General features: G+C 61.8%; 18 protein-coding genes. 10 read left to right on the top strand and 8 right to left on the bottom strand.

The genetic code is table 11. The annotated features are described in order from the left end of the window. The first annotated feature begins 403 nt into the window (after positions 1 to 403). Genes HS968_RS21020 through HS968_RS21000 form a run of 5 tightly spaced genes read left to right on the top strand, consistent with a single transcriptional unit; the run spans position 404 to position 5,497 of the window. Entirely contained in the window at positions 404 to 1,222 is an 819-nt protein-coding gene (locus HS968_RS21020; RefSeq protein ID WP_182368537.1) for a DUF4123 domain-containing protein, read from the top strand. A gap of 52 nt (positions 1,223 to 1,274) precedes the next feature. Continuing rightward, complete coding sequence (locus HS968_RS21015) at positions 1,275 to 1,577, top strand: YceK/YidQ family lipoprotein (RefSeq protein WP_182368536.1); 303 nt, start codon at positions 1,275 to 1,277, stop codon at positions 1,575 to 1,577. 33 nt (positions 1,578 to 1,610) lie between these two features. Next, entirely contained in the window at positions 1,611 to 2,402 is a 792-nt protein-coding gene (locus HS968_RS21010; protein ID WP_182368535.1) for a hypothetical protein, read from the top strand. Between the two features lie 12 nt (positions 2,403 to 2,414). Then, positions 2,415 to 3,281, top strand: a complete 867-nt coding sequence (locus tag HS968_RS21005; RefSeq protein WP_238338869.1) for a hypothetical protein — start codon at positions 2,415 to 2,417, stop codon at positions 3,279 to 3,281. Positions 3,282 to 3,292: 11 nt separating this feature from the next. After that, positions 3,293 to 5,497 carry a lipase family protein gene (locus HS968_RS21000; protein ID WP_238338868.1) on the top strand — a complete coding sequence of 735 codons (2,205 nt, stop codon included), beginning with the start codon at positions 3,293 to 3,295 and terminating at the stop codon, positions 5,495 to 5,497. Positions 5,498 to 5,755: 258 nt separating this feature from the next. Here HS968_RS21000 and HS968_RS20995 read toward each other — a convergent pair whose 3' ends face one another. The 3 genes from HS968_RS20995 to HS968_RS20985 all read right to left on the bottom strand — a co-directional run bounded on the left by HS968_RS20995 (position 5,756) and on the right by HS968_RS20985 (position 10,742). Beyond that, complete coding sequence (locus tag HS968_RS20995; RefSeq protein ID WP_182368533.1) at positions 5,756 to 7,825, bottom strand: type VI secretion system Vgr family protein; 2,070 nt, start codon at positions 7,823 to 7,825, stop codon at positions 5,756 to 5,758. A 108-nt stretch (positions 7,826 to 7,933) separates the two neighbouring features. Further along, positions 7,934 to 10,303, bottom strand: a complete 2,370-nt coding sequence (locus HS968_RS20990; RefSeq protein ID WP_182368532.1) for a heavy metal translocating P-type ATPase — start codon at positions 10,301 to 10,303, stop codon at positions 7,934 to 7,936. Between the two features lie 64 nt (positions 10,304 to 10,367). After that, positions 10,368 to 10,742, bottom strand: coding sequence for a hypothetical protein (locus tag HS968_RS20985; protein ID WP_106742759.1), 375 nt, complete (start codon positions 10,740 to 10,742; stop codon positions 10,368 to 10,370). A 132-nt stretch (positions 10,743 to 10,874) separates the two neighbouring features. Between HS968_RS20985 and HS968_RS20980 the strand changes: the two genes are divergently transcribed. Further along, positions 10,875 to 11,072, top strand: a complete 198-nt coding sequence (locus HS968_RS20980) for a heavy-metal-associated domain-containing protein (protein WP_179622500.1) — start codon at positions 10,875 to 10,877, stop codon at positions 11,070 to 11,072. A gap of 39 nt (positions 11,073 to 11,111) precedes the next feature. On the opposite strand, the gene HS968_RS20975 is transcribed toward HS968_RS20980, so the two are convergent. Further along, positions 11,112 to 11,732: a TetR family transcriptional regulator gene (locus tag HS968_RS20975; RefSeq protein ID WP_106737054.1), complete on the bottom strand. Its 621-nt coding sequence runs from the start codon at positions 11,730 to 11,732 to the stop codon at positions 11,112 to 11,114. A 124-nt stretch (positions 11,733 to 11,856) separates the two neighbouring features. On the opposite strand from HS968_RS20975, the gene HS968_RS20970 reads away from it, so the two are divergent. From HS968_RS20970 to HS968_RS20960, 3 genes are all read left to right on the top strand, one after another. Continuing rightward, positions 11,857 to 13,011: an efflux RND transporter periplasmic adaptor subunit gene (locus HS968_RS20970; protein WP_182368531.1), complete on the top strand. Its 1,155-nt coding sequence runs from the start codon at positions 11,857 to 11,859 to the stop codon at positions 13,009 to 13,011. A gap of 5 nt (positions 13,012 to 13,016) precedes the next feature. Beyond that, positions 13,017 to 16,163: an efflux RND transporter permease subunit gene (locus tag HS968_RS20965; protein WP_182368530.1), complete on the top strand. Its 3,147-nt coding sequence runs from the start codon at positions 13,017 to 13,019 to the stop codon at positions 16,161 to 16,163. A 145-nt stretch (positions 16,164 to 16,308) separates the two neighbouring features. Next, positions 16,309 to 17,478, top strand: coding sequence for a Bcr/CflA family multidrug efflux MFS transporter (locus HS968_RS20960; RefSeq protein ID WP_182368529.1), 1,170 nt, complete (start codon positions 16,309 to 16,311; stop codon positions 17,476 to 17,478). A 2-nt stretch (positions 17,479 to 17,480) separates the two neighbouring features. On the opposite strand, the gene HS968_RS20955 is transcribed toward HS968_RS20960, so the two are convergent. Both HS968_RS20955 and HS968_RS20950 read right to left on the bottom strand, forming a co-directional pair. Further along, positions 17,481 to 18,575, bottom strand: a complete 1,095-nt coding sequence (locus HS968_RS20955; protein WP_182368527.1) for an alpha/beta hydrolase family protein — start codon at positions 18,573 to 18,575, stop codon at positions 17,481 to 17,483. A 55-nt stretch (positions 18,576 to 18,630) separates the two neighbouring features. Then, positions 18,631 to 19,587 carry an SDR family oxidoreductase gene (locus tag HS968_RS20950; protein WP_182368526.1) on the bottom strand — a complete coding sequence of 319 codons (957 nt, stop codon included), beginning with the start codon at positions 19,585 to 19,587 and terminating at the stop codon, positions 18,631 to 18,633. Positions 19,588 to 19,693: 106 nt separating this feature from the next. Between HS968_RS20950 and HS968_RS20945 the strand changes: the two genes are divergently transcribed. Next, positions 19,694 to 20,305, top strand: a complete 612-nt coding sequence (locus tag HS968_RS20945) for a TetR/AcrR family transcriptional regulator (protein WP_182368525.1) — start codon at positions 19,694 to 19,696, stop codon at positions 20,303 to 20,305. A 96-nt stretch (positions 20,306 to 20,401) separates the two neighbouring features. Here HS968_RS20945 and adeC read toward each other — a convergent pair whose 3' ends face one another. Beyond that, entirely contained in the window at positions 20,402 to 21,835 is a 1,434-nt protein-coding gene (gene adeC, locus HS968_RS20940) for an AdeC/AdeK/OprM family multidrug efflux complex outer membrane factor (RefSeq protein WP_182368524.1), read from the bottom strand. Continuing rightward, positions 21,832 to 24,975 carry an efflux RND transporter permease subunit gene (locus tag HS968_RS20935; RefSeq protein WP_182368523.1) on the bottom strand — a complete coding sequence of 1,048 codons (3,144 nt, stop codon included), beginning with the start codon at positions 24,973 to 24,975 and terminating at the stop codon, positions 21,832 to 21,834. The genes adeC and HS968_RS20935 overlap by 4 nt, the downstream gene beginning before the upstream one ends. Positions 24,976 to 24,980 lie beyond the last annotated feature (5 nt).

Raw genomic sequence — 24,980 nt, 5'->3', positions numbered from 1 at the left:
CGGTATGAGGAGAGTGAGCTCTGGTAGGTAATGTGACAGCGGCCCGTAAAAATTTTAGAAATTCCGCCAATATCAACATTCTTGGACGAGCTGAGATCGGTTGGCCTCAATACTACTTCAGATAGTTCGGTTACAAGGTAGATGAGCTGGGTTTGACATATTTTGTGATGATTGGCTTGGGGCTGCTTGGAGGCTGCGACAAACATGACGTGTAAGCGAAGTGCGCAATATTTTGCTCACGCAGGTGTAGGGTAGACTCTCAGGTTTGCGAGTTATATGGCTGGGCTGATATCGCAGAGGCTTTGGCACGAAAGCCCAGGTTCTGTTGCATGGAACGCTGTATGAAAATACGGTAAAGATAGGGAGATCACACTTGGTGGATGTTAGCATTGCTCGACAATGGATGTATGAGCAGTTGGATTTAGGGCGCCAACTCTACTTGTTTCTTGATTGTGATGCCCTGAGTGAGGCACGCCAGGCTTTGCTCAGATCAGTGCATAGTCATCAGTATGTCCCTCTTTATATAGATACCCCTGTAGCCGAATTGGCAGATGTCGGGCCTGCTATTTTCCAGCTCAATTCCTCCAATGACCCCGCGGTTGATTCCCTGATCGATTCGCCGGAGAGTAATTGGGGATGGCTTGCTAGTACTGAAACAAGTGCGCTGGACGGACTGGTAAAGCATTGGCGTGATCGATTGGTTGTCGGGCAGCGGCCGCAGCAAGCGCTATATCGCTTTCATGACAACCGCATTCTTGCCAGGGCACTCAGCCATCTGCAGGCCAATGAGCTTCCCGGTTATCTGGGGCCAATTGCCAGCCTCTGCTGCTGGCAAGGCTCGCAGTGGATGGTGCAGGGCAACCCCGCCCCAGGTGACCACCCTGTCCCTGCCGAACCCGCCTGGTTGAATCTGCCGGATAACGAAACCAATGCATTGATATTGCAGGACAACCTGCACCGTTATCTGGTGGCTGAACATACGGAAGCGTATAGCCAGTTGGCCCTGGCCTATGAGCCGAGTAACTGGTTGAAAGAGCAACTATCACAGGCTCGAACATGGGGTTGGAATGCACCTGAACAGTTGCATTTGTTGATCACCCAGAGCTTGTATGCGCCGGATAACAGGCTGCCGGAAAAATGGCAGCCCAACATCGGAGAAACCTCGCAAGCCCATTTCGAGCGCCTTCGCGATGAGCTGAAATTTTGGCGTGGAGATGCGTAGAGCTGAGTTATCTGTAGGCTTCGCTCAAATAAATGTGCACAAGGATCGGTGAATGAAGAAATTATTAACGCTGGCTTTTGTCTTGATACTGCTCCCGATCTTGAACGGATGCGGAACATTGTTCGCCAGATCGTCTGAGGCAACTAGCGGCGAACGCTATGTGGATTATTACAAGGGCACGCACGGCGATCTGATGTTGCTGGGCTTCAGCAGCGCTGGTAGTGGCAGTGGAAATCCTCATGCGGTGATCTGTTGGTTCACGATAGTTTGCCCCGTCTTGACTGTTGTGTCGTTGCCAGCAGATATCGTGATTGATACGGCGCTGTTGCCAGTGGATGCACTGGTTAACCAATAGCTGGGGTGTAGATGGATGGTGTATCGAAGGGCGATGCAGGATCAGTATGAAGTCTCGCCGCGATTAAGTGGCGCGGCTCTTTGTGCCGGTCTGCTGGCCCTGGGTGGTTGCTTGGCGTTGCCGGGTGAACGCTTCACTCTGCAGGCCGATCTGCCCGCCAACTTCAAATTCAGCGGCGATGCTTATTACGCACCGGCCCAAGGACAGAACTGCGCCTCACCGGGGGCGGGCAGCTCGCTGGCGTCGGATCGCAAGTATTTCGATACGGACTATCAGCCGGAGGCGCATCGTGTTGAGTTCCAGGTGCCGCTCACGGCACGTGCCGGCGGCTGTGCGCTGGTGTTGAGTAGTATGCGGATCGATCTGGAGGGAAAATGGGGGGAGCGACGCCTAGATATTGGCGGTGACTACGCCAGTCTGTCCTTCCGTGATGGGCTTCCGGCGGACTCCTCTAGCATGCCGACGAGCGGCGAAAAGGTGTTTCCGGGTCAATGTACATGGTTGTTTCGTACTGCTGGCTCTCAGCGTTATATCGTGAAAGTTCTCCAGTGCCGTGGTTTGGATGATCAGGGACAGGTGCTCAAGCGTTTGCCGGGAGGGGCCTTGCAGCGTGAGCAGCTGGCAGGCCAGACGGTCAGGCTGGTAATCGGGCTGGCGCAGGAGGAAAGACCATATTTCGGCCGATCATGGTTGAAAACGAGTTCTGGCTGGAAACCTTGCCTTGAAACTAAGGAGTCGTTTCGTTGCCAAGCACCGCCTACCTTCACTGACTTCAAGATGCCGGACGGGAGAACGTGCACCGTCTATCCCAACTGCACCGAATAAGGAAATCAGGTCATGAAGTCTTATATAACCAAGGAGGAAGTGGGACAAATGTTTCGTAGTGATCATCAGCGTAACTCCTCAATCTCGGGAACATCACGTTTCTTCGCACTGTTGGCTGGCCTACTTGTGATCAGTGGTTGCTCGGTCTTGCAAAGTGAGCACTTCACTTTGCAAGCCGATCTGCCGGCAAACTTCAAGTTTAGCGGCGATGCCTACTATGCACCGGCGGCGGGGCAGGACTGCACGGTGCCTGGTACAGGTAGCCCGCGAGCTCCGGATCGCAAGTATTTCGAGACGGACTACCGGCCTGAGGCTCATCGGGTGGAGTTCCAGGTGCCGCTCACAGCCCGTGTCGGCGGCTGTGCGTTGGTGCTGAACAGTATGCGGATCGATCTGCGTGGCAAGTGGCGTGAGGATCGCCCCAACCAGGTGAACTCCCATTCGGACTTTGCCAGCCTGTCCTTCCGGGATGAGTTGCCAGCGGGCTACTCTGGCATGCCTGCAAGCGGCGAAAAGGTTTTGCGTGGGCAGTGTACGTGGTTGTTTCGTACCGTCGGCCCCCAACGTTATATCGCAAAGATCCTTCAATGCCGTGGCCTGGACGAACAGGGACAGGTGCTCAAGCGTTTGCCGGGCGGGGCGTTGCAACGTGATCAGTTGGCTGGCCAGACGGTTAGGTTGGTGATTGGGTTGGCGGCAGAGGAAAAACCGGCGGTCGATGATAACTGGGTCAAATTTCCCAATGGCTGGAAACGTTGCATGGGGGATGGACTAGATGATCAGTACGGATTCTGTCGTGGTAATACCACCGACTTTAAATCTTTCAGAATGACCGGCGGTCGTGAGTGCACCATCTATCCAGGTTGTACTGAAGAATAAGGAGATCAGGCATGACGCCACATAAAACCATGGATGAACAGGAACAACCTTTTTTCAGTGGCCGTATGCAGGCTTGCCCCTTGCAAGGGCATTGGGTCAGCTTTCAACTAGTCGATGAGTTCGGTGATGGTCAGCCATATGCAGGGCTAGCTTATGAAGTAACCGATAGTGCAGGGCAGATCTATGAGGGGGTTCTGAATACCGAAGGTTTTGCCAAAATAGAAAACTGTTCTCGTGGCTCCGTGATACTTACTTTGAGAGGAGGTTATTCTGGGAATGATAAATCATATCGTTGGTTAATGTCGCGGCCCAGTTACAAGCTCCCCATTACCGATCTACAAGTCCGTGCCGAGCAAACCCTGTTTTTCCATAAGGACGGCTACCGCCGCGAGCATAACCCCGCACAATCTCGTGCCGATGTGTTCATCCAGGTAGAGGTGCGCGACTTGGTCGAACATGCTGCCCATCTTCCGCCGGTGGTCAAGCGCTTCTACCCGCCTAGCCCTGGGCTTGCAAAGATCACTGGCGAGCCTGGGAAAACACCGCTCAAAGGGGTTGGTTTGCTGCCGAACAAGCACCATGTGCTGGAAGTTCGCCCGCTACGCGCCCTGCGACCCATATTGTCCCGTGACAATCGCTTCAGTGCTCTGAATCTCTATCAGCTCGCGCTGATGGCCACCATGAGCTACAACGACTTCGGCCAGGTGCCAGAGAGCCGTCCAGTGGACAGTGTGAGCTTTCCGCTATCGCCGAGCTTCGGCAACCTGTTCGGTGAGGCGCTGGCCAATGCAGAGGAAGGCTGGAGAGTCGACAAGGGGCAGAGCAAGCGTTACTTCCCTCTCTACGAGAACGTTGCGTACTCGAAACGCTTCGAAATCCTGCCTTTCGACCCGACGCTGTACGAGCAGAACAGCCCTGACTTGGGTGAGGAGCAGGAGCACCCCGGTAATCGGCATTTCTTCAACTTTGGACGCGGTAATACCGATACCCAGGCTTTTATCAGTCATCATGATGAAGTGATCCTGATCGCTGTACGGGGCACTGGTAACGTAAGCCTCTGGGAAACCCTGTTCGATGGTTGGCGCGATGCGGATGCGTTGCAGGTGCCCTTCGAGGGAGGGGGCAAGGCGCATCGGGGATTTTACGAGGGGTATCTGGCGATCAAGGGTTTCATTCAGGATTATCTTGATCAGTTTCATACCGGACAGAAGGTGATTATCTGTGGCCATAGTCTGGGAGGGGCTATCGCCTTCCTGCTGGCCGAGGCATTACGTCGTAATAAAGAGCGTGAGTACGACATCCTGCTCTACACCTACGGTGCCCCGCGTGCTGGTGACGCGGCCTTGATCGAGGGGGCAAGTGCCCTGGCTCACCATCGCATGGTCAACAATAACGATCCTGTGCCCAGCGTGCCGGCGCCCTGGATGAATGTGCGGCGCAGCGTCTTCTTTACCGGCGCGATCAAGGTTTTCAGCAATCCGGTACTTGGCCTGCTGGCGATTGTCATTGGCCTGGTGCGAGTGGGCGGCAAGCCCTATCAGCATCATGGTGAGCTACAGCACTTTATGCCGGCGTCCTTCGAGGGAAGGGAGCTGTCGTCGATTCTTTGGGCTCCTGGGTGCCAGTCCATCGAAGAGGCGGCCTGCACCCGTATGGTGGACAAGAACGGCGATATGCCCAGCCGGGCTTCGTTCCTGCGGCAGATCGGTCAGGCTGGCGATCATTCCATGGTCGGTGCCTATATCCCCAATGCCTGGGCGACCCTGCGCCGTTGGCAGCAGACCGAAGAAACCGGACAGACGTTGATCACCGAGCGTGAGTTCAGCTGGATCGATAATGCTTTGGTGGATATGAAGCAGAGGTTGGCTGAAGCGAGCAGGGGGCGTGGGTATAACCCTACCAGTCGTCATGCAGAACAGATCAAGGAGGAGAACGAGGCATTGCGGCGTGCCCTCTCTGCCGAATTGCAACGTCTGGATACCACGCGGCAAAGGCTGGCAACCTTGCGTGACAGGAGACTGACTCTGGCAGATGTATACGGTAGTGCAGCTAGTGCGGAAACATTACAGGCGAGCCTGGAACGTTGGATGAGTCACCCTGAAAATACAGAGTTGGTGCAGATAGCCATGATTCCGCAGCTGGTAGGGGATAGCCGTCTCATGGCATCGAATGTGAGTAAGCCGCGCGGCACTCTTGATGTCACCCCCCATTCCTGACAGAAAACTGAGGGGCTACTAGCGCAGAGTGGTCTGCTCCGGTAAGGCATCTGACAGTTGTGAAGTAGGTTGTAAAATGCGCTGATTGATGCCCCTGGACGCCTGGTTGTTGAACCCAGGTTCCAGGGGTATTTACGAGTATGCTGTGCCCAGCATTCCTTGAGTAAGGTATTGCTTAGCCCAGATCCAACAAACTATACGGGCTGATGTTCGCTCAGGTTATTTTCCCTGGCCGCGTTCATTGTTTGACTGCTGCCTTCATATAGGGGGCGGCAGTGCGCATGCTCCCGCACGGCATGCCTCGCAAATTGGGCAAAAGGTGGCCGCTACTTCACGAGCCTTGCGAGCAATCAATAGTTGAGTACTTGCCAGTGCGAGTTGAGTTTTCTGCCCGGCCTTATCCGCATCCGCCGGTTTGATTTCGCCAGGCAATATCGGTTTGGCTCCCGCTCCACTTCCCGGCGCGCCCCCCGAGTTCATCTTGATATTCGCCCCACTGAGCGTGACACCACTCGGGTCGAGCTTGAGGAAGCTGCCGCCGCCTGCGGCAGTGAGTTCCATGCCTGCGTCGATTACTACCTTGCTGCCGGCGTTGTAGTGGATTTCGTTGCCAGCTTCGATGAACAGGCCGGTACCGACTTTCACGTGCTGAGTAGTACCAACGGTGAGGTGGTCGTTGCTGCGCAGTTCCACCTTGCGGTCGAGGTCGGTGGTGCGGTGTTCCTCGGCGCGCAGTTCGGTGTGGGTGGTGGCTTCGACGGTGTCGTGGCGCTCGTTGCCGACGCGGATCTTCTGGTTGTTCTCGATGTTCTCGTCCCAGTCACGCTGGGCGTGGATGTAGATCTGTTCGGCGCCCTTGCGGTCTTCGATACGGAACTCGTTGTAGCCGCCACCACCGGGGCTGCTCAGGGTCTTGAACAGGCTGCGGGTCTTGTTCGCCGGCAGGTCGTAGGGCACCACATGCTCGGCGTGGTAGAGGCAGCCGGTGATCAGGGGCTGGTCGGGGTCGCCTTCGAGGAAGGTGACCAGCACTTCCATACCCACCCGTGGGATGGCCACACCGCCATAGGCATCGCCGGCCCAGTTGGAGGCTACGCGCAGCCAGCAACTGGTGGTGTCGTTGCCCAGGCCTTCGCGATCCCAGTGGAACTGCACTTTCACCCGGCCGTACTGGTCGCAGTGGATTTCCTCGCCGGCCGGGCCCGTGACGACGGCGGTCTGGCTACCGAGTACCTTGGGCTTGGGGTGTTCGAGAGCAGGGCGGTAGGGAATGTCCCAAGGCGTAGCGGTGAAGCGGTTGCGGTAACCTTGCTGGAAGCCGTCGCTGGCTTTGGCATTGCTGGTCACCGACTCTTCCAGCACCTGTGGCTGCTTGCCTTCGTGGATGACTTCACCCAGTAGCCAGAGGTCATTCCACTGCTTTCGCGGGTGCCCGGCCAGGGCGAGGAAGTGGCCGCAGATCAGGTAGGCGTCGCTCTGGCCTTTGGCCAGTTCGTAGTCACTGCGCAGTCGCTCCAGGCTGCGCTTGGCCAGGTGCTTGCCGCGCGTGCGGTCGGTGAAGCGGCCGGGGTAGTCATACACCTCCAATGCCGGGGTGAATTCGCTGCGGTAGTCCGCCTCCATCTGCAGCTTGGGCTGCTCGAAGTCATAGTCGCGCCAGGTGGCCTGGGTGCTGCGGGTTTCCAGGCGCACGCCGAAGGCGCGTACCACTTCGTTGTCAGCGGAAAGGCCGCTGTCTTGCTGGTAATTCAGCGGATCGAGCTTGGGGAAGACGCTGGCGTCGTCGCCAAACACCAGGCGATGGCTGTCTTCGCTGTGCTGGAAGTGGAAGCTGATGCCTTCTTCCTCGCACAGGCGCTGAATGAAGTGCAGGTCGCTTTCGTCGTACTGCACGCAGTAGTCGCGCTCGGGGTAGATGTAACCGAGCTGGAATTGATAGGCGTCGCTCTGGATGCCGTGGTCTTCGAGGATCTGCCCGATGATCTGCGGCACCGTCAGGTGCTGGAAGATGCGCTGGTTGTAGCGATGGGCCAGGTAGGCGAGTTGTGGGCGCAGGCTGATGCGGTAGCGCGTCAGGCGCTTGCCCGAGTCGCCTTGCTCGATGGCGTAGACCACACCGTGCACACCTTTGCCGGAGGGGCCGAAGGCCAGGTAGGCGGTCTGGTTGATCAGAGCGTCAAGATCGAGTTCGGCGCTCTGGCTGACCAGTTCGATTTCGAAGCGGTAGGGCTTGTTGAGCGTTTCGCGCCCCTCGAAGCTCAGAACCTGCAGGTCGTTCTCGACCGCAGGAATGGCGAGGGTGATATGCGCCTGATTGGCATCCAGCATGCCTTGGCCTCCATCCATGAGTTGGGCGAAGCCTGAAGGGTGCCGGACACCGGGCGCAGGTTCAATGATGGCATTCCCATACCATGCGCCGGTTCAAGAAAATGCCGGCTACGATCCTTTCGGTCGCCAGCGGTTGAGCAGCAGCGCGTTGCTCACCACGCTGACGCTGGACAGGGCCATGGCAGCCCCCGCGAACATCGGGTTGAGCAGCCCGGCGGCAGCCAGCGGGATGCCGATCAGGTTATAGATGAAGGCCCAGAACAGGTTCTGGCGAATCTTGGCGTAGGTGCGGCTGCTGATCTCCAGTGCGGCCGATACCAGACGCGGGTCGCCGCGCATCAAGGTGATGCCGGCCGCGTGCATGGCGGCATCGGTGCCGCCGCCCATGGCTATGCCGACGTCCGCAGCCGCCAGGGCCGGCGCATCGTTGATGCCGTCGCCGACCATGGCCACGGTGCCATGCTGGCGCAGTTCGCCAACCAGGCGTGCCTTGTCCGCCGGCAGCACCTGGGCGTGCGGTTCGTCGATGCCCAGCACGCTGGCCACGGCAGCGACACTGCCCTGATTGTCGCCACTGATCAGGTGGCTGGTGATGCCCTGTTCACGCAATTCGGCGATGGCGTCGGCGGCGCCGTCCTTGAGTTGGTCGCCGAACGCCAGCAGGCCGAGCAGGCGAGGGACGCTGCCGGTTTCGATCAGCCAGGACAGCGTGCGGCCCTCGGCTTCCCAGGTACGTGCGGACTCGGCCAGCGCGCCGGCCTGTAGCTGGTTTTCTTCCAGCAGGCGGCTACTGCCCAGTTGCAGGATGTGGCCTTCGACGCTACCAGCGATGCCGCGCCCGGCCAGGGCATGGCTGTCGCTCAGCGTTGGCAGGGGGATGTGCTGTTCGGCGCAGCGCTGCAGCACGGCCTTGGCCAGTGGATGCTCGCTGCCCTGTTGCAGGCCACCGGCCAGTCTCAGCAGCTCTGCTTCGCTGGCGTCGACCAGACCGATGTGGACGATGCGCGGCTTGCCTTCGGTGAGGGTGCCGGTCTTGTCGAAGGCGATGTGCTGGATCGCATGCGCCACCTCCAGTGCCTCGGCGTCCTTGATCAGGATGCCATGGCGCGCAGCCACGCCGGTGCCCGCCATGATCGCGGTCGGCGTGGCCAGGCCGAGGGCGCAGGGGCAGGCGATCACCAGCACGGCCACGGCGTTGAGCAGGGCGTTCTCCAGCGGCGCGCCGAATGCCAGCCAGCCCAGCAGCGTGGCCAGGGCGATCAGTAGCACGGCTGGGACGAACACCTGGCTGACCTTGTCCACCAGCTTCTGGATCGGCGCCTTCGCCGCCTGGGCGTCTTCGACCAGGCGGATGATGCGGGACAGCACGGTCTCCGCACCGAGGGCGGTGGTTTCCACCAGCAAGCGTCCCTCGCCGTTGATGGCCCCGGCCGTGACCTTGTCGCCGGGCTGCTTGGCCACTGGCAGGCTTTCACCACTGATCAGCGCCTCGTCGGCGTGGCTGTTGCCTTCCAGCACCTGGCCGTCGACCGGGAAGCGTTCGCCCGGCTTGACCAGAATGCGATCGCCCAGCACCAGGGCCTCCAGGCCGACGCGTTCCTCGCGCCCCTCCACCAGGCGTACCGCGTGATCCGGGCGCAGCGCCTGCAGGGCGCGGATAGCACTGGCGGTCTGGCGTTTGGCACGGCTTTCCAGGTACTTGCCGAGCAGGATCAGGCTGACGATCACCGCCGAGGCCTCGAAATACAGGTGCGGCATCTGCCCGGCAGGCGTCACCGCCCACTGGTACAGGCTCAGGCCGTAGCCGGCACTGGTGCCGATGGCGACCAGTTGATCCATATTGCCGGCACCGGCCTTCAGGGCGCGCCAGGCCGCACGGTAGAAGCGGGCGCCGAAGATGAATTGCACCGGCGTGGCGAGCAGGAACTGCGCCCAGGCCGGCAGCATCCAGTGCAGGCCGAAGGGTTCGGCCAGCATCGGCACAACCAGTGGCAGGGTCAGGACGATGGCCGCCAACAACGTCAGTCGCTCACGACGCAGGCGGTTGTCGGCATCATCCGTGGCAGGGCGACCATCGAGCAGGCAGGCCTTGTAGCCGGCAGTGGATACGGCTTTCAGCGCCTGCTGTGGATCAAAACTGGCGAGCACCTGCAGGCGCGCCTTCTCGTCGGCCAGGTTAACGGCCACCTGGCTGACGCCTGGCAGCTTGTTCAGCGCGCGTTCGATACGGCCGACGCAGCTGGCGCAGGTCATGCCCTCGATGTTCAACTCCAGCGGCTGGTTGGGGACGCTGTAGCCGGCGCCCTCAATGGCGCTGATCAGTTGCGGCAGGCTGCCGGCGGTTGCCTCGACGCGCGCCTGCTCGCTGGCCAGGTTGACGCTGGCGCTGGATACCTCTGGCAACTTGTTCAGCGCGCGTTCGACACGGCCGGCACAACTGGCGCATGTCATGCCCTCAATGGGTAGGTCGAAGATCATGGTGCAGCTCCCTGTAGCATCGTGGCTACAGGATCAACCTTGACCCCATGGCAAGGTCAAGCCTTCAGTTCAACGCAGGCGCGGCATGCAGTCGCAGGCCATCGCTGCCCATGGCGATACGGTAGCGACGCACTTCGCCAGCCTGCAGCTCCAGCGATTGCCCCGCGAGCTGGTTGATGCCGTCCTGACACGGGCCAGTACCGGTCAGACCGAGGCGCAGAGAAACCGGGCCCGGTGGCAGGTTGAAGGACACCGACTGGCCCTGATGCAGGCGTGCGGCCATCTGGTCATGCAGATACAGCGCGACTTCGCAGGTGGTGGCCACCTCCAGGCGCTCGCGCGAGACGATCAGCACCGCGTAGCCCTCGCCTTGCGTAGTCGCTGGCAGAGGGGCGAGTGGTTGGGCAAGGGCTTGGGATGCCAGCAGCGGGAAGAGCATCAGATGGAACAGGCGCATGGTGGCGACCCTCATGCTGAAAACGAAGCGGATGACATGACGCAAGGGCTTGACCTTGCCATTGTGGCAAGGTCGAGACTACACCCATCGACCAGCGGTTCAAGGAGTCAACAGATGCAGCAGTTCAAGGTTAGCGGAATGTCCTGCGGCCATTGCGTGCGGGCCATCACCCAGGCGATCCAGATGCTGGATCAGGCGGCCAAGGTCGAGGTCGACCTCGCCGCCGGGCTGGTCCGTGTAGAAAGTAGTTTGAACGCTGAGCAGGTACAGACGGCGATTCGCGAAGAGGGCTACCAGGCCGAACTCCCCTAGGGTGCGCCGCGCGTCCCGGCAGGGTGGCCCCGATTCATTCTAGGGCCACTGGCGCAGCAAGCCGCGAAAACAGCTGTCGATCATGGCCGGGGTATCGGTCTGGGCATCGAACAGATTGGGATCGCGCAACCAGTCACTGAACAGGCCGACGATCAGCGCGTGCAGCGTGCGTGAGGCCAGGCGCGGCGTGATGCCAGGCTGCAGGTAAGGCTGTACTGCTGGCAGGGCGAACTGTTGTTCGCACAAATCGATGAACTGATTGACGAAGGCTTCGTGACGCTCCTCGGCTTCGCGCAAATCCTCGGTGAATTCGCAGCGGCGCAGTAGCACGGTGAGGATGCGTCGGCGTTGCTCATCCAGCACCAGGTTGGCCATGGCCTCTATGCACAGGTCGCGCAACAACTGCAGCGATGACAAGCCGTCGACCTCGGCCAGTTGCTGGGCCAGCGGCTCCAGCGGCAAACGCACCTGGTTGAGCATCTCGTGGAACAGGTGCGCCTTGTTCTGGAAGTGCCAATAGACCGCACCGCGCGTTACCCCAGCATGCCGGGCGATATGCTCCAGACTGGTGTGGGCGACCCCGCGCTCGAGGAATAGTTGTTCAGCAGCGGCGAGGATGGCGCAGCGGGTTTTCTCCGCGTCTTCTTTGGTTCTACGCATGGCGATCCGGTTAATTGAAGCTAGGCTCTGGTTGTGCCGAGTGTACCGATTATCCCTGCCTGTCGGGGGCACGCTTCGTTGCGCCGCCCCTGCGATGCGTTTCGCCCAAGGAGAGGAATGCCTCATGTCGCTCGTTCGCCTGATTCGTTTCTGCCTGTTCGCAAGTCTTGCCCTGGCGCTCGGTGCGCAGGCCGCCGATGCGCCGCCAACGGCGGTGACAGTCGAGCGGATCAAGGCGGGTGAGCTACCCGTGGTACTGGAGTACCCGGCCCGTACGACGGGCTATCGCGAGGTGCAGGTGCGGGCGCAGGTCGGCGGTATCCTGCAGGAGCGCACCTATCAGGAAGGCAGCAGGGTACAGAAGGATCAGGTGCTGTTTCGCATCGACGCGCGCCCATATGAAGCCGCCCTGGCGCGTGCCAAGGGGGCGTTGGCGCAGGAGCAGGCGCGTTTTCGGCAGACCGATCGTGACCTCAAGCGCATCCGCGAATTGCAGAAGAAGGGCTTTGCCAGCGAGAGCGAACTGGATAATGCCATCTCCAACTTCGAGCAGAGCAAGGCCAATATCGAGGCGGCTCAGGCTGAGGTGCAGTCGCGCCAGATCGACCTCGACTACACCACGGTGAAGGCGCCGATCACCGGGATGACCAGCAAGGAGAGCGTCTCCGAAGGCAGCCTGATCGTCGCCGGCGATCCCAGTGCCAGCCTGCTGACGCAGATCACCCAGCTCGATCCGATCTTCGCCAACTTCGCCTACCCGGATGCCGAGGCCGAACGCCTGCGTCGGGAGTTGTCCGAAGGCACTCTGGTACCGCCGAGCGGCGGCAAACTGAGCGTCGAGGTGTACTTTGGCGATGGCTCGGCCTATCCGACGGCAGGCGAGGTGGACTTCACCGACAGCCTGATCGACCGAGGCACCGGTACCGTCAGCGCGCGTGGCGTGGTGCCCAACCCTGAGCAAAAGCTGCTGCCGGGCCAGTTCGTACGGGTGAAGGTCAAGGGGCTGACGCGTCCGCGGGCGATCACCGTACCGGAGCGCGCCGTCGCTCAGGGGCCGCGCGGTACGTTCGTCTACGTGGTGGATGAGCAGAGCATCGCGCGTATGCGCCAGGTTTCGACGGGGGATACGGCCGACGGGCGCTGGTTGATTCTCTCCGGCGTCAGTGATGGCGAGCGGGTGATCGTCGATGGTCTGGCCAAGGTGCGGCCTGACAGTCCGGTCAAGGTCGAGGAGGCGAAGGCGAAGGCAGCCACGCCTGCAAGCCCGGCGCAGGAGTAACGCTCATGATCTCGCGCTTCTTTATCGATCGTCCGGTGTTTGCCACCGTCATTTCCATCGTCATCGTGCTCGCCGGCCTGGCTGCGATGCGCTCGTTGCCCATCGCCCAGTACCCGGAAATCCTGCCGCCGCAGGTGTCGGTCAGTGCCGCTTATCCGGGCGCCAGTTCGCAGGTGATCGCTGAAACCGTGGCGGCGCCGCTGGAGCAGGAGATCAATGGCGTCGAGAACATGATCTACCAGCTGTCCAATTCCTCCAGCAGCGGAGCGATGAGTCTGACGGTGTACTTCGAGGTCGGCACCGACCCGGATCAGGCCACCATCAACGTCAACAACAAGGTGCAGGCCGCGCTGGCCAAGCTGCCGGAAGAGGTGCGCCGACAAGGCGTGAAGGTGGAGAAGAAGTCCTCGGACATTCTGCAGGTGATCACCCTTTATTCGCCGGATGGTTCGCGTGACCCGATCTTCATCAGCAACTACGCGCTGATCAACGTCATCGATGAGCTGAAACGCCTCAAGGGCGTTGGCGATGCGAGCCAGTTCGGCTCCAAGGACTACTCCATGCGCATCTGGCTGCGCCCGGACAAGCTGGCGCAGTACGACCTGACACCGACCGATGTGGTCAACGCCATTCGCGAACAGAATTCGCAGTTCGCCGCCGGCAGCTTCGGCCAGCAGCCGCTCAAGGAGCCGCAGGACTTCACCTACACCGTCACCACTCAGGGGCGCTTCACCGATCCGAAGGAGTTCGAGAGCGTCATCCTGCGTACCGATGCCACCGGCGCCAGCCTGCTGCTCAAGGACGTCGCCCGGGTCGAACTGGGCGCACAGGACTACTCGCTGGTCACCACCCTCAATGGCCAGCAGAACGCCGCCTTCGGCATCTACCTGCAGCCCGGCGCCAACGCTCTGGAGACTGCCGAAGCGGTCGAACGTACCATGCAGCGCCTGAGCAAGCGCTTCCCCGAAGGCATCGCCTACAAGATCCCCTACGACACCACCAAGTTCGTGCAGGTCTCCATCGACGAGGTGATCAAGACCTTCTTCGAAGCGCTGGTGCTGGTGGTGCTGGTGGTTTTCGTGTTCCTGCAGAACTGGCGTGCCACGCTGATTCCGGTGCTGGCGATTCCGGTGTCGCTGGTCGGCACCTTCGCCGGCATGTACCTGCTGGGTTTTTCCATCAACCTGCTGACGCTGTTCGGCATGGTGCTGGCCATCGGCATCGTGGTGGACGACGCCATCGTGGTGATCGAGAACGTCGAGCGGGTGATGCGTACCCAGGGCCTGAGTGCGCGCGACGCTTCGATCAAGGCGATGGAGGAGGTCACCGGGCCGATCATCGCCATCGTGCTGGTGCTCTGCGCGGTATTCGTTCCGGTGGGGTTTCTCGGCGGTTTGGCGGGGCAGATGTACAAGCAGTTCGCGATCACCATCGCGGTGTCGGTGGTGATTTCCGGCATCGTCGCGTTGACCCTGTCACCCGCGCTGTGCGCCTTGTTACTCAAGCCCGGCCATCATGAGCCGGCCGCGCCATTTCGCGTGTTCAACTGCTTCTTCGACAAGGCCACCGCCGGCTATGGCGCGGGTGTGCGTTTCTTCCTAAAACGTTCGCTGGTCGGTCTGTTGCTGTTCGGCGGGATGATCGCGCTGATCATGCTGCTGTTCGCGCGGGTGCCCGGTTCGCTGGTGCCTGATGAGGATCAGGGCTACGTGATCAATGCCTATTACCTGCCGCCCGCGGCCTCGCTCAATCGCACCGAGGCCTTGAGTGGTGCGGTGAGCGAGCAACTGATGGCGCACCCGGCGGTACAGGACGTGGTGACCTTCGCCGGCTTCGACGTGCTCACCTTCGGTGTGCGCAGCAATGCCGGGGTGTCCTTCGTACCGCTCAAGGACTGGAGCGAGCGCACCACGGCCGAACTCGATGCGCGCAACCTGACCCACGAGTTCATGGGTATGGGGGCCGCGCAGAAGGATGGTCTGGTGCTGTCGTTCAATCCGCCGCCGATCACCGGCATGAGCACCACCGGTGGCTTCGAGTCCTTCATTCAGGATCGTTCCGGGGGCAGTGTCGAGCAGCTTGGCGAGAAGGTGCAGGCCTTTGTCGCGGCTGCCAGCAAGCGGCCGGAGCTGGCCGGCGTGCAGAGCACCTTCAGCGCCAACGTGCCGCAGTACTACATCGACCTGGATCGCACCAAGACCCGCGCTCTGGGCGTCAGTGTCAGCGATGTGTTCACCGCGATGCAGGCGACCTTCGGCAGTTACTACGTCAACGACTTCACCCTCTACGGGCGCACCTGGCAGGTCAGCCTGCAATCGGAGTCGGAGTTCCGCCGCAAGCCGGAGGATCTCGGCCAGGTCTACGTGCGCTCCAGCAGCGGCGATCTGGTGCCGCTGTCGACCCTGCTGCGCGTGCGGCGCATCCTCGGGCCGGATTCCTACGACCGTTTCAACGTATACCCCTCGGCCAAGGTGCTGGGCGGCCCGGCCCCTGGCTACAGCTCGGGACAGGCATTGGCGGCGATGCAGGAGGTGGCCGACGAGGTGCTCGGCGAGGACTACAGCCTGGGGTGGATCGGCTCGGCCTATCAGGAGCTGGCCACGCAAGGTTCCGGCGCGCAGGCCTTCGTCTTCGGCCTGATTCTGGTATTCCTGATCCTTGCCGCGCAGTACGAGCGCTGGACGCTGCCGCTGGCGGTGGTCACGGCCGTGCCCTTCGCGGTGTTCGGGGCGATTCTTGCGGTATGGCTGCGTGGCATCCAGAACGACGTGTACTTCCAGGTGGGCCTGGTCACGCTGATCGGTCTGGCGGCTAAGAACGCCATCCTGATCGTCGAGTTCGCGGTGTTGCTGCGCGCCGAGGGCAAGGGCATCTTCGATTCCGCGCTGGAGGCGGCCAAGCTGCGTTTTCGCCCCATCGTGATGACTTCGCTGGCTTTCATTCTCGGCTGCGTGCCGTTGGCTATCAGCTCCGGTGCCGGTTCAGCCAGTCGCCATTCGATCGGCACCGGGGTGATCGGCGGCATGCTCGCGGCCACGCTGCTGGCCACCTTCCTGATTCCAATGTTCTACCTGCTGGTGGAGTTGGCGGCGCAGCGTTTCAGCCGCCGCAAGGATGAAGCAGAGGCACAAGAGCCCGGACAAGGCACCTGATGTTGTCTGTCACCTAGCCCGGATGGAGTCCGGGTCGAAATCGAGGCTGCGCCGAATACGCCAGGTGGTTTCCGGTTGCCCGGCTCTTTCGTCGACGGCGTCAAGGGTGAGACGATTAGCAGGCTAAGAAAAATTCGGACTGCCCATGCCTCTGCGTATTCTGCTGATCCTCGGCGCCCTCAGCGCCTTCGGCCCGCTTGCCATCGATTTCTACCTGCCCAGCTTCCCGGCGCTGGCACGTCAGTTCGCCACCGATGTGGAGCACGTGCAGCTGTCGCTGGCAGCCTATTTCGTCGGTATCGCCCTCGGCCAGCTGTTCTACGGGCCGCTGGCTGATCGCTTCGGCCGACGTGTGCCGCTGCTGGTCGGGGTGACCCTGTTCGCCGTCGCGTCGCTGGCCTGTGCGCTGGCACCGAGCCTGGAATGGCTGATCGGTGCGCGCTTCGTGCAGGCCCTTGGTGGCTGTGCCGGCATGGTCATCACCCGTGCGGTGGTGCGCGACCTGTGCGATCCGCTGGCTTCGGCCAAGGTCTTCTCGCAACTGGTGCTGGTGATGGGGCTGGCGCCGATTCTCGCCCCGCTGGGTGGCGGCCTGCTGCTCAATACGCTGGGCTGGCCGTGGATTTTCCATAGCCTGGCGCTGTTCGCCGGCCTTTGCCTGCTGGCCGTGCTGCTGTGGTTGCCGGAGACGCGTCCGCAGCATCTGCAGCCGGCTCCACTCCGCGGCGCCTTCGGCCAGTACCGTTCGTTGTTGGGCAATGCGCCTTTCATGGGCTACAGCCTGGCAGGCGGTGTGGCCATGGCCGGGATGTTCGCCTATATCGCAGGTTCGCCCTTCGTGTTCATCGAACTCTACGGGGTACCGGTCGAACACTACGGTTGGTTGTTCGGTAGCAATGCGGCGGGTTTCGTGATCATGGCGCAGGTCAATGCGCGGTTGGTGCGGGTAGGTGGGCCGGCCTTGTGGTTGCGGCGCATGGTGCTGGTGTATCTGGCCAGCGGGCTGTGCCTGCTGGCGCTGGCGGCGTGGCAGCCGGCGAGCCTCTGGCCGCTGATGATTCCACTGTTCATCTGCGTAGCCAGTCTCGGCTGCGTATTGCCCAATGCCACCGCCTGCGCCATGGCAGGGCAGGGGCAGCATGCCGGTAGCGCCTCAGGCCTGCTCGGCAGCCTGCAGTTCACTGTAGCGGCCGGTGCCTCGGCACTGGTGGCGTCTCTGCACGACGGCTCGGCGCTGCCCATGGCGCTGGTGATCGCGCTGTGCGGAGCGGCAGCGAGTGCCTTTGCCTGGTGGAGTCGACGTTTCACGGTCTGAGCTCAATGGCTGCGGTGTGGTTGGGCGATGCTCAGCGATGCCGAGCCGATGCCGGGGGCCTGAGCCAGGATCGGTTGCCAGTTCGTGCGCCATTGCGTCAAGGCGGCTTCATCGCCTTCGAACACCAGGTCGAGGAAGGCCAGGGTCAGATCGGCCGTCGCTGCCTTGGTCTGGGCATTGAGCGATAGGCCGCCGGTGAACGAACGGTCGGTGAAGATGCTGTGGGAGCCGTCGCGAAACACCGCCAGCAGCTTTTGTGGATTGGCCAGCGCATCGTAGATGGCCAGGCGATCATCCGCGCCTGAGCGGTAGCCGGGAATCTGGATCACGTCATCGGTGGCGGTCACGTGCAGCGTAGGCACCGAGACGTTGCCCAGCACCGCCGGCAAATTGCTTTCACCGTAGAACGGTGGCGCCGAGATGATCACTGCCGCGGAGAAACGTTCGTCCTGATAATCGATGGTCTTACCGTCGCGGATCACCTGTGCACCCGCTGTGAGCAAGGCCGTATTGGCGCCGTAGGAGTGACCGGCGACGATGACGCGCTGGCGATCCACCGCTGCACCTCTCTGGCCCGTCGCGCCCGAGAGCATCTGGTCGAGGGCGAAGCTCACGTCGCTCGCACGAGCCATGGCCTCGCTCTCCTGTGCGGCATTGTGCAGGCGGGCGACCACGTTGAACGGGTTGCCCCGCCATAGCGCTGAGTCGCTGCCGACATGCTGTACATGCAGACTGGCGACGCCATGGCTCGACCAGTGCTTGCCGAGGTAGCTGTAGCCTTTGCGCGAGCCGCCGATGCCATGGGAGAACACCACCAGAGGCACCGAGCTGCCCGGCTGTACGTTGGCTGGCCAGTACAGGCGCACGGGCACCGGGCGCGAACGGGACTGGTCGACCCAATCGAAATCGACGATTTCGTAGGCCGGAGCCTCTGCTTCGTCCTCAGTAGCCTGAGTTGGGGTGGAGACTGCCAAGCTGGCCAGCAACGCCGTTGCCAGCATTTTCCAGCCTTTGCTCTGTGCTTTTGGCAACAGGGTGTCGACTTCGGAGGCGACACTCTCGCCGGTTGCTGTTGTGTATTTCAGAGTCGTATTCATCGCTGGACAGGTTCCTGGCGGCGGAGATTTCTGGTGATTGAGCGCATCGATCCGGTCATTGAAAAAGCTGGTAGGGCTTTTGCGCCCGTAGCGGCGGAAGGGGAAAGGCCATGCCCGTGAGGCGCTCGGATTCATTCCAGAGGCGTCTGGCCATGCCTTGATCCAGCGCTTGCAGCGGGGTCTTGGCCAGCGTTGGCTGACCACGGGTTTCGCCGAGCTGGTCGGGACCGTAATAGGCGCCGCCTTCTGCTCGCGGCGAGGTGGCGGCGAACAGCGTCGGCAACGCCCCCTGTGCGACGGGCTGGAACAGGAACCAGAGAAAACGCCGCGCACTGCCAGCTGCACTCCATTTACCGGCGCCATTGGGCAGCAGTTCGGTGCGTGAAATACCCGGATGCGCTGCGATGCTCTGAATCCCCCAGCCAGCCGCATGGCTGCGCCGGTGCAGTTCCAGGGCGAACATCAGGCAGGCCAGTTTGGATTGGCTGTAGGCAACCATCGGCTTGTAGTTGCGCACCGATTGCAGGTCGGTCAGGTCGATGGCGCCCTGCCTGGCGGCGATGCTCGAGACGCTGACGACGCGAGGCTGGTCGCCCTTGCGCAGCAGTGGCAACAGTTGTGCGGTCAGGGCGAAGTGGCCGAGATGGTTGGTGCCGAACTGCAGCTCGAAACCATCCGCGGTCTCCTGGCGTTGCGGCGGTGTCATCACCCCGGCGTTATTGATCAACAGGTCGAGACGGCTGTGTGAGTCGCCGAGCCGTCTGGCGAAAGTCCGGATAGAGTCGAGGCTGGCGAGATCCAGTTCGGCAAAGCTGACATCGGCTCCTGCAGCGCTTTGGCGGATGCGCTCGACGGCGGCAGCTCCCCTGGAGGGATTGCGCCCCGCGATGATCACCGTTGCGCCTGCATGAGCCAGGGCCAGGGCATCCTCGAAACCGAGGCCGCCGGTGCCAGTGATGACGGCCGTGCGGCCGTGTTGGGAGGGAATGTCGGAAGCTGTCCAGTTGGCCATGATCATTGCCTTGCCTCAGAATGGGGCGTTAATCTGAGTGCATTAATAATTGCACTGAGTGCAAACATTAGTGCACTGAGTGCAATTTCTGCAATAGGCTATTGGAATGTCCGAACCTCTCCCTCCCCAGGGCAGCACACCCGTCGAAGGCCTGCGAGAGCGCAAGCGCCGGGAGACTCGCCAGCGTATCGCTGAAGTGGGGCAGCGCCTGTTTCTCACAAATGGTTACGAAACCACCACGCTCGATGCGATCGCCGCTGAGGCAGGTATCTCACGGCGTACCTTCTTTTCCTATTTCAAGTCGAAGGACGACGTCATCCTGTCCTGGCAGGAGGCCGGTTGGGCCGGCATCCACGCCGAGCTGCTGCAGGTATCGCCCGATACCTCGCCGCTGGACGCCGTGCGTGATGTGCTGGTGAGCCATATTTCTCGCTACACCACCGAGGAGATGGCGGCAATCGACCGGCTGATGCGTTCCAGCGAGTCGTTGCTGGCGCGTAAGCAGGCGTATTACGCGGAGCAGGAGAAACTGCTGTTCGCCACGCTCTGCGAGGTCTGGCGTCAACCCGAGCGGCGCATGACCCTGCGCGTGGTGGCCATGGCATCGCTGGGTGCGATGCGCCTGGCGATCCTTGCCTGGCAGGAGCAGACGGGCCAGCCCAAACCGGTGGCCAGTTTTCTCGAAGAGGCGTTCGAGATTCTCAAGTCGTCGCTCTGACCGTCCTCCATTTGCTAAGCCAGAAAAAAACGCCCCCGCAAAGACTGCGGGGGCGGCGCGTTGGGTAAGGTCGTCCTTGAAGCGGGTTACGCGCAATCAACCTCGTGGAGAGGTGTTCTCCGTATTCGTCCAGCCACCACCCAGTGCCTTGTACAGCTCCACTTCGCTGCTGAGCTGGGCCAGGCGGTCGATGATCACTTGCTGGCGCACGCTGAACAGCTGGCGTTGGGCATCGAGCAGGGTCAGGTAGCTGTCCACGCCGGTGCGGTAGCGGCGTTCAGCCAGGTTGTAGTAGGTCTCGGTGGTTTCCAGCAGGGCGCGTTGCGCGTCCAGTTGCTGGCGGTAGGTGGTGCGTGCGGCCAGGCGGTCGGCGACTTCCTGGAAGGCCACTTGAATGGCCTTCTCGTATTGCGCGACCTGAATGTCGTTCTGCAGCTCGGCGTAGTCGAGGTTGGCACGCAGGCGGCCGGCGTTGAAGATCGGCAGGCTGATCTGCGGCTGGAACAGCCAGGTGCCCGAGCCACTGTCGAACAGGCCGGACAGCTGGCTGCTGGCGGTGCCGGCATTGGCAGTCAGGCTGATGCTGGGGAAGAACGCCGCGCGCGCCGCGCCGATATTGGCGTTGGCGGCCTTGAGCTGGTACTCGGCCTGCAGCAGGTCGGGGCGACGTTGCAGCAGGTCGGCGGGCAACCCGGCGGGAACCTGTTCCAGCAGTTCGGCATTCAGCGCCAGGCCCTGTGGCAGATCGGCGGGCAGGCTGGTGCCGAGCAGTTGGGTCAGGGCGTTACGATCCTGAGCGACCTGGCGCTGGTACTGCGCCAGGCTGACCCGCGCACTGTCCACGGAGCTGCGCGCCTGGCTCAGGGCCAGAGCATCGGCGACACCGACGTCGAAGCTGCGTTGGGTCAGTTGGTAGCTTTCCTCGAAGGTCTTCAGGGTGTCCTGCGTCAGTTGCAGCAGCGCCTGATCCGTCTGCCACTGCAGATACGCATTGGCGACGCTGGCCACCAGGCTGATCTGCGTGCTGCGTGCCGCCTGTTCAGTGGCCAGGTATTGCTGCAGCGCCTGCTCGCTGAGGCTGCGGATACGGCCGAAGAAGTCCAGCTCCCAGGCGTTGACGCCCAGGGTTGCGCTGTACTGGCCGCTGGTGCGGGCTTCGCCGGTCTGACTCAGGTCGGCCGGCAGGCGTTGGCGGGTACCTGTGCCATCGGCGGAGACCGAAGGCAGCAGGTCGGCACGCTGGATGCGGTACAGCGCGCGATAGGCCTCCACGTTCAGCGCAGCGACGCGCAGGTCGCGGTTGTTCTCCAGCGCCACCTGCACCAGTTGCTGTAGCGCCGGATCACGGAAGAACTCGCGCCACTGCAGGTCGGCCGCAGCGCGGCTGCCCTCGTTGGCGGCGCTGCCATAGGCCTGGCCTTGCGGCCAGTCGGCTGCTACCGGCGCCTCCGGGCGCTCGTAATCGGGAATCAGGCTGCAGCCGCTGAGCAGAGCGGTGGCCACGGCCAGGGACAACAGGGACTGCCTCATTGCAGTACCTCCTTCTCTTTTTCACTGGCCTGCTCGGGGCGCTTTTTCTCGAACAGCGAGCAGACCACCACGTAGAACAACGGAATCCAGAAGATCGCCAGGATCATCGCACTGAGCATGCCGCCGATCACCCCGGTGCCGATGGCGTGCTTGCTGCCAGCGCCAGCGCCACTGGCGATGGCCAGCGGCAGACAGCCGAGAATGAACGCCAGCGAGGTCATGATGATCGGGCGCAAACGCATGCGGCAGGCTTCGATGGCAGCCTCGGCGAAGGTCATGCCCTGTTCGTACTGCGCCTTGGCGAACTCGACGATGAGGATCGCGTTACGCGCCGAGAGGCCGATGGTGGTGAGCAGGCCGACCTTGAAGAACACGTCGTTGGACAGCCCGCGCAGCTCGGTGAACAGCAAGGCACCGATGATCCCCAGCGGCACGACCAGCATGACCGAGAAGGGGATCGACCAGCTCTCGTACAACGCTGCCAGGCACAGGAACACGACGATTGCCGAGATCACGAACAGTGCAGTGGTTTGCGAACCGGCCAGGCGTTCCTCGTAGGAAAGTCCGGTCCAGGAGTAGCCAACGCCCTGGGGCAACTGCGAGGCGATGTCCTCGACGGCAGCCATGGCATCGCCGGTGCTGTAGCCAGGGGCCGGGGCACCGAGGATTTCCACTGCCGAGACGCCGTTGTAGCGCGCCAGCTTCGGCGCGCCATAAGTCCACTCGCCACTGGCGAAGGCACTGAACGGCACCATCTGACCCTGGTCGTTGCGCACGTACCACTTGTTCAGGTCTTCCGGGCTCATGCGCGCTTCGGATGCGCCTTGCAGGTAGACCTTCTTCACCCGGCCACGGTCGATGAAGTCGTTGACGTAGCTGGCGCCCCAGGCAATCGACAGGGTGCTGTTGATATCCGCCAGCGACAGACCCAGTGCACGGGCGCGCTCGTCATCGATCAGCAACTGGTACTGCGCCTCGTCACGCAGGCCGTTGGCGCGCACGCTGTCGAGTACAGGGTGCTCGTTGGCCAGTTTGAGGAACTTGTCACGTGCCTCGTTCATCACCTCGTGGCCAACACCCGCCTGATCCTGCAGGAAGAAGTTGAAGCCGGTGGCGTTACCCATCTCCATCACGGCCGGCGGGGCGAAGGCGAAGACCATCGCGTCGCGGAAGCTGAAGAAGTGCATCTGCGCACGTTGCGCCAGCGCGGCGACGCCGTTCTCGGCGCCAGGGCGTTCACCCCAGGGCTTGAGCATGATGAAGGCCATACCGGAGCTCTGACCACGGCCGGCGAAGTTGAAGCCGGTGACGGTGAAGACCGATTTGACCGTGCTCGTTTCGTCTTCCAGTAGGTATTGGCGCATCTCGTCGACCACCACCTGGGTACGCTCGGCGCTGGATCCGGACGGCGTCTGCACCTGGGCGAAGAGCACACCCTGGTCTTCCTCGGGGAGGAAGGCGGTGGGGATGCGGGTGAACATGAAGACCATGATGCCGACGATCACCAGATACAGCAGTAGGTAAGGCGTCTTGCGCTTGAGCATGCCGGCGACACCGCGCTGATAGGCGTTGCTGCTGCGCTCGAAGGTTCGGTTGAACCAGCCGAAGAAGCCGCGCTTGGCTTCGTGGTGGTCGCCATCGATAGGCTTGAGCAGAGTGGCGCACAGCGCTGGGGTGAAGATCAGCGCGACCAGCACCGACAGGGCCATGGCCGAGACGATGGTGATGGAGAACTGCCGGTAGATCACCCCCGTGGAGCCGCCGAAGAAAGCCATCGGCAGGAACACCGCGGACAACACCAGGGCAATACCGACCAGCGCGCCCTGGATCTGGCCCATGGACTTGCGCGTCGCTTCCTTCGGTGACAATCCCTCTTCGCGCATCACCCGCTCGACGTTCTCCACCACCACGATGGCATCGTCCACCAGCAGGCCGATGGCCAGCACCATGGCGAACATGGTCAGGGTGTTGATGGAGAAGCCGAACGCCGCGAGTACGCCGAAGGTGCCGAGCAGCACCACCGGCACCGCCATGGTCGGGATGATGGTGGCGCGCAGGTTCTGCAGGAACAGGAACATCACCAGGAACACCAGCACGATCGCTTCGAAGAGGGTCTGTACCACCCCTTCGATGGAGGCCGAGATCACTGGCGTGGTGTCGTAGGGGAAGACCACTTCCATGCCGGCTGGGAAGAACGGTTCCAGGTTGGAAATGGTCTCACGTACCGCCTTGGCGGTGTCCAGGGCGTTGGCACCGGTGGCCAGGCGAATCGCCAGACCGGAAGCCGGGAGGCCGTTGAACTGCGCGTTGATGGCGTAGTTCTCACCGCCTAGCTCGACCTTGGCGATATCACCCAGGCGTACCTGGGAGCCGTCGGCCTGAACCTTGAGCAGGATCTTGCGGAACTCTTCCGGGGTCTGCAGACGCGTCTTGCCGATGATGGTGGCGTTGAGCTGGTTGCCCGGCGCCGCAGGCAGGCCGCCGAACTGGCCGGAGGAAATCTGCACGTTCTGCGCCTGGATGGCGCTGCGCACATCCACAGGCGTCAGCTGGAAGCTGTTGAGCTTGGCCGGGTCGAGCCAGATACGCATGGCGTACTGCGCGCCGAATACCTGGAAGTCACCGACGCCCTTAGTACGCGAGATCGGATCCTGCAGGTTGGAGACGATGTAGTCCGACAGGTCTTCACGGGTCATGCTGCCGTCTTTCGACACCACGCCGATGACCATGAGGAAGTTACGCACCGACTTGGTCACGCGGATGCCCTGTTGCTGGACTTCCTGCGGTAGCAGCGGTGTCGCCAGTTGCAGCTTGTTCTGCACCTGAACCTGGGCGATATCCGGGTTCACCCCCTGTTCGAAGGTAACGATGATCTCCATGCTGCCGTCGGAGTTACTCGACGAGCTGACATAGCGCAGGCCGTCGATACCGTTGAGCTGCTGCTCGATCACCTGAACCACGGTGTCCTGTACCGTCTGCGCCGAGGCGCCCGGGTAGGAAACCTGGATGGAAACGGCGGGCGGCGCGATGCTTGGGTACTGGTTGATCGGCAGCTTGAGGATGGACAGGCCGCCGGCCAGCATGATCACCAAGGCGATCACCCAGGCGAAGATCGGCCGGTCGATAAAGAATCTGGACATTCAGT

Source organism: Pseudomonas berkeleyensis, from assembly GCF_014109765.1.
GTDB classification, from domain to species: domain Bacteria; phylum Pseudomonadota; class Gammaproteobacteria; order Pseudomonadales; family Pseudomonadaceae; genus Aquipseudomonas; species Aquipseudomonas berkeleyensis.
The sequence above is the reverse complement of the archived record's forward strand: the minus strand, read 5'-3'. Positions and strand labels throughout refer to the sequence as shown.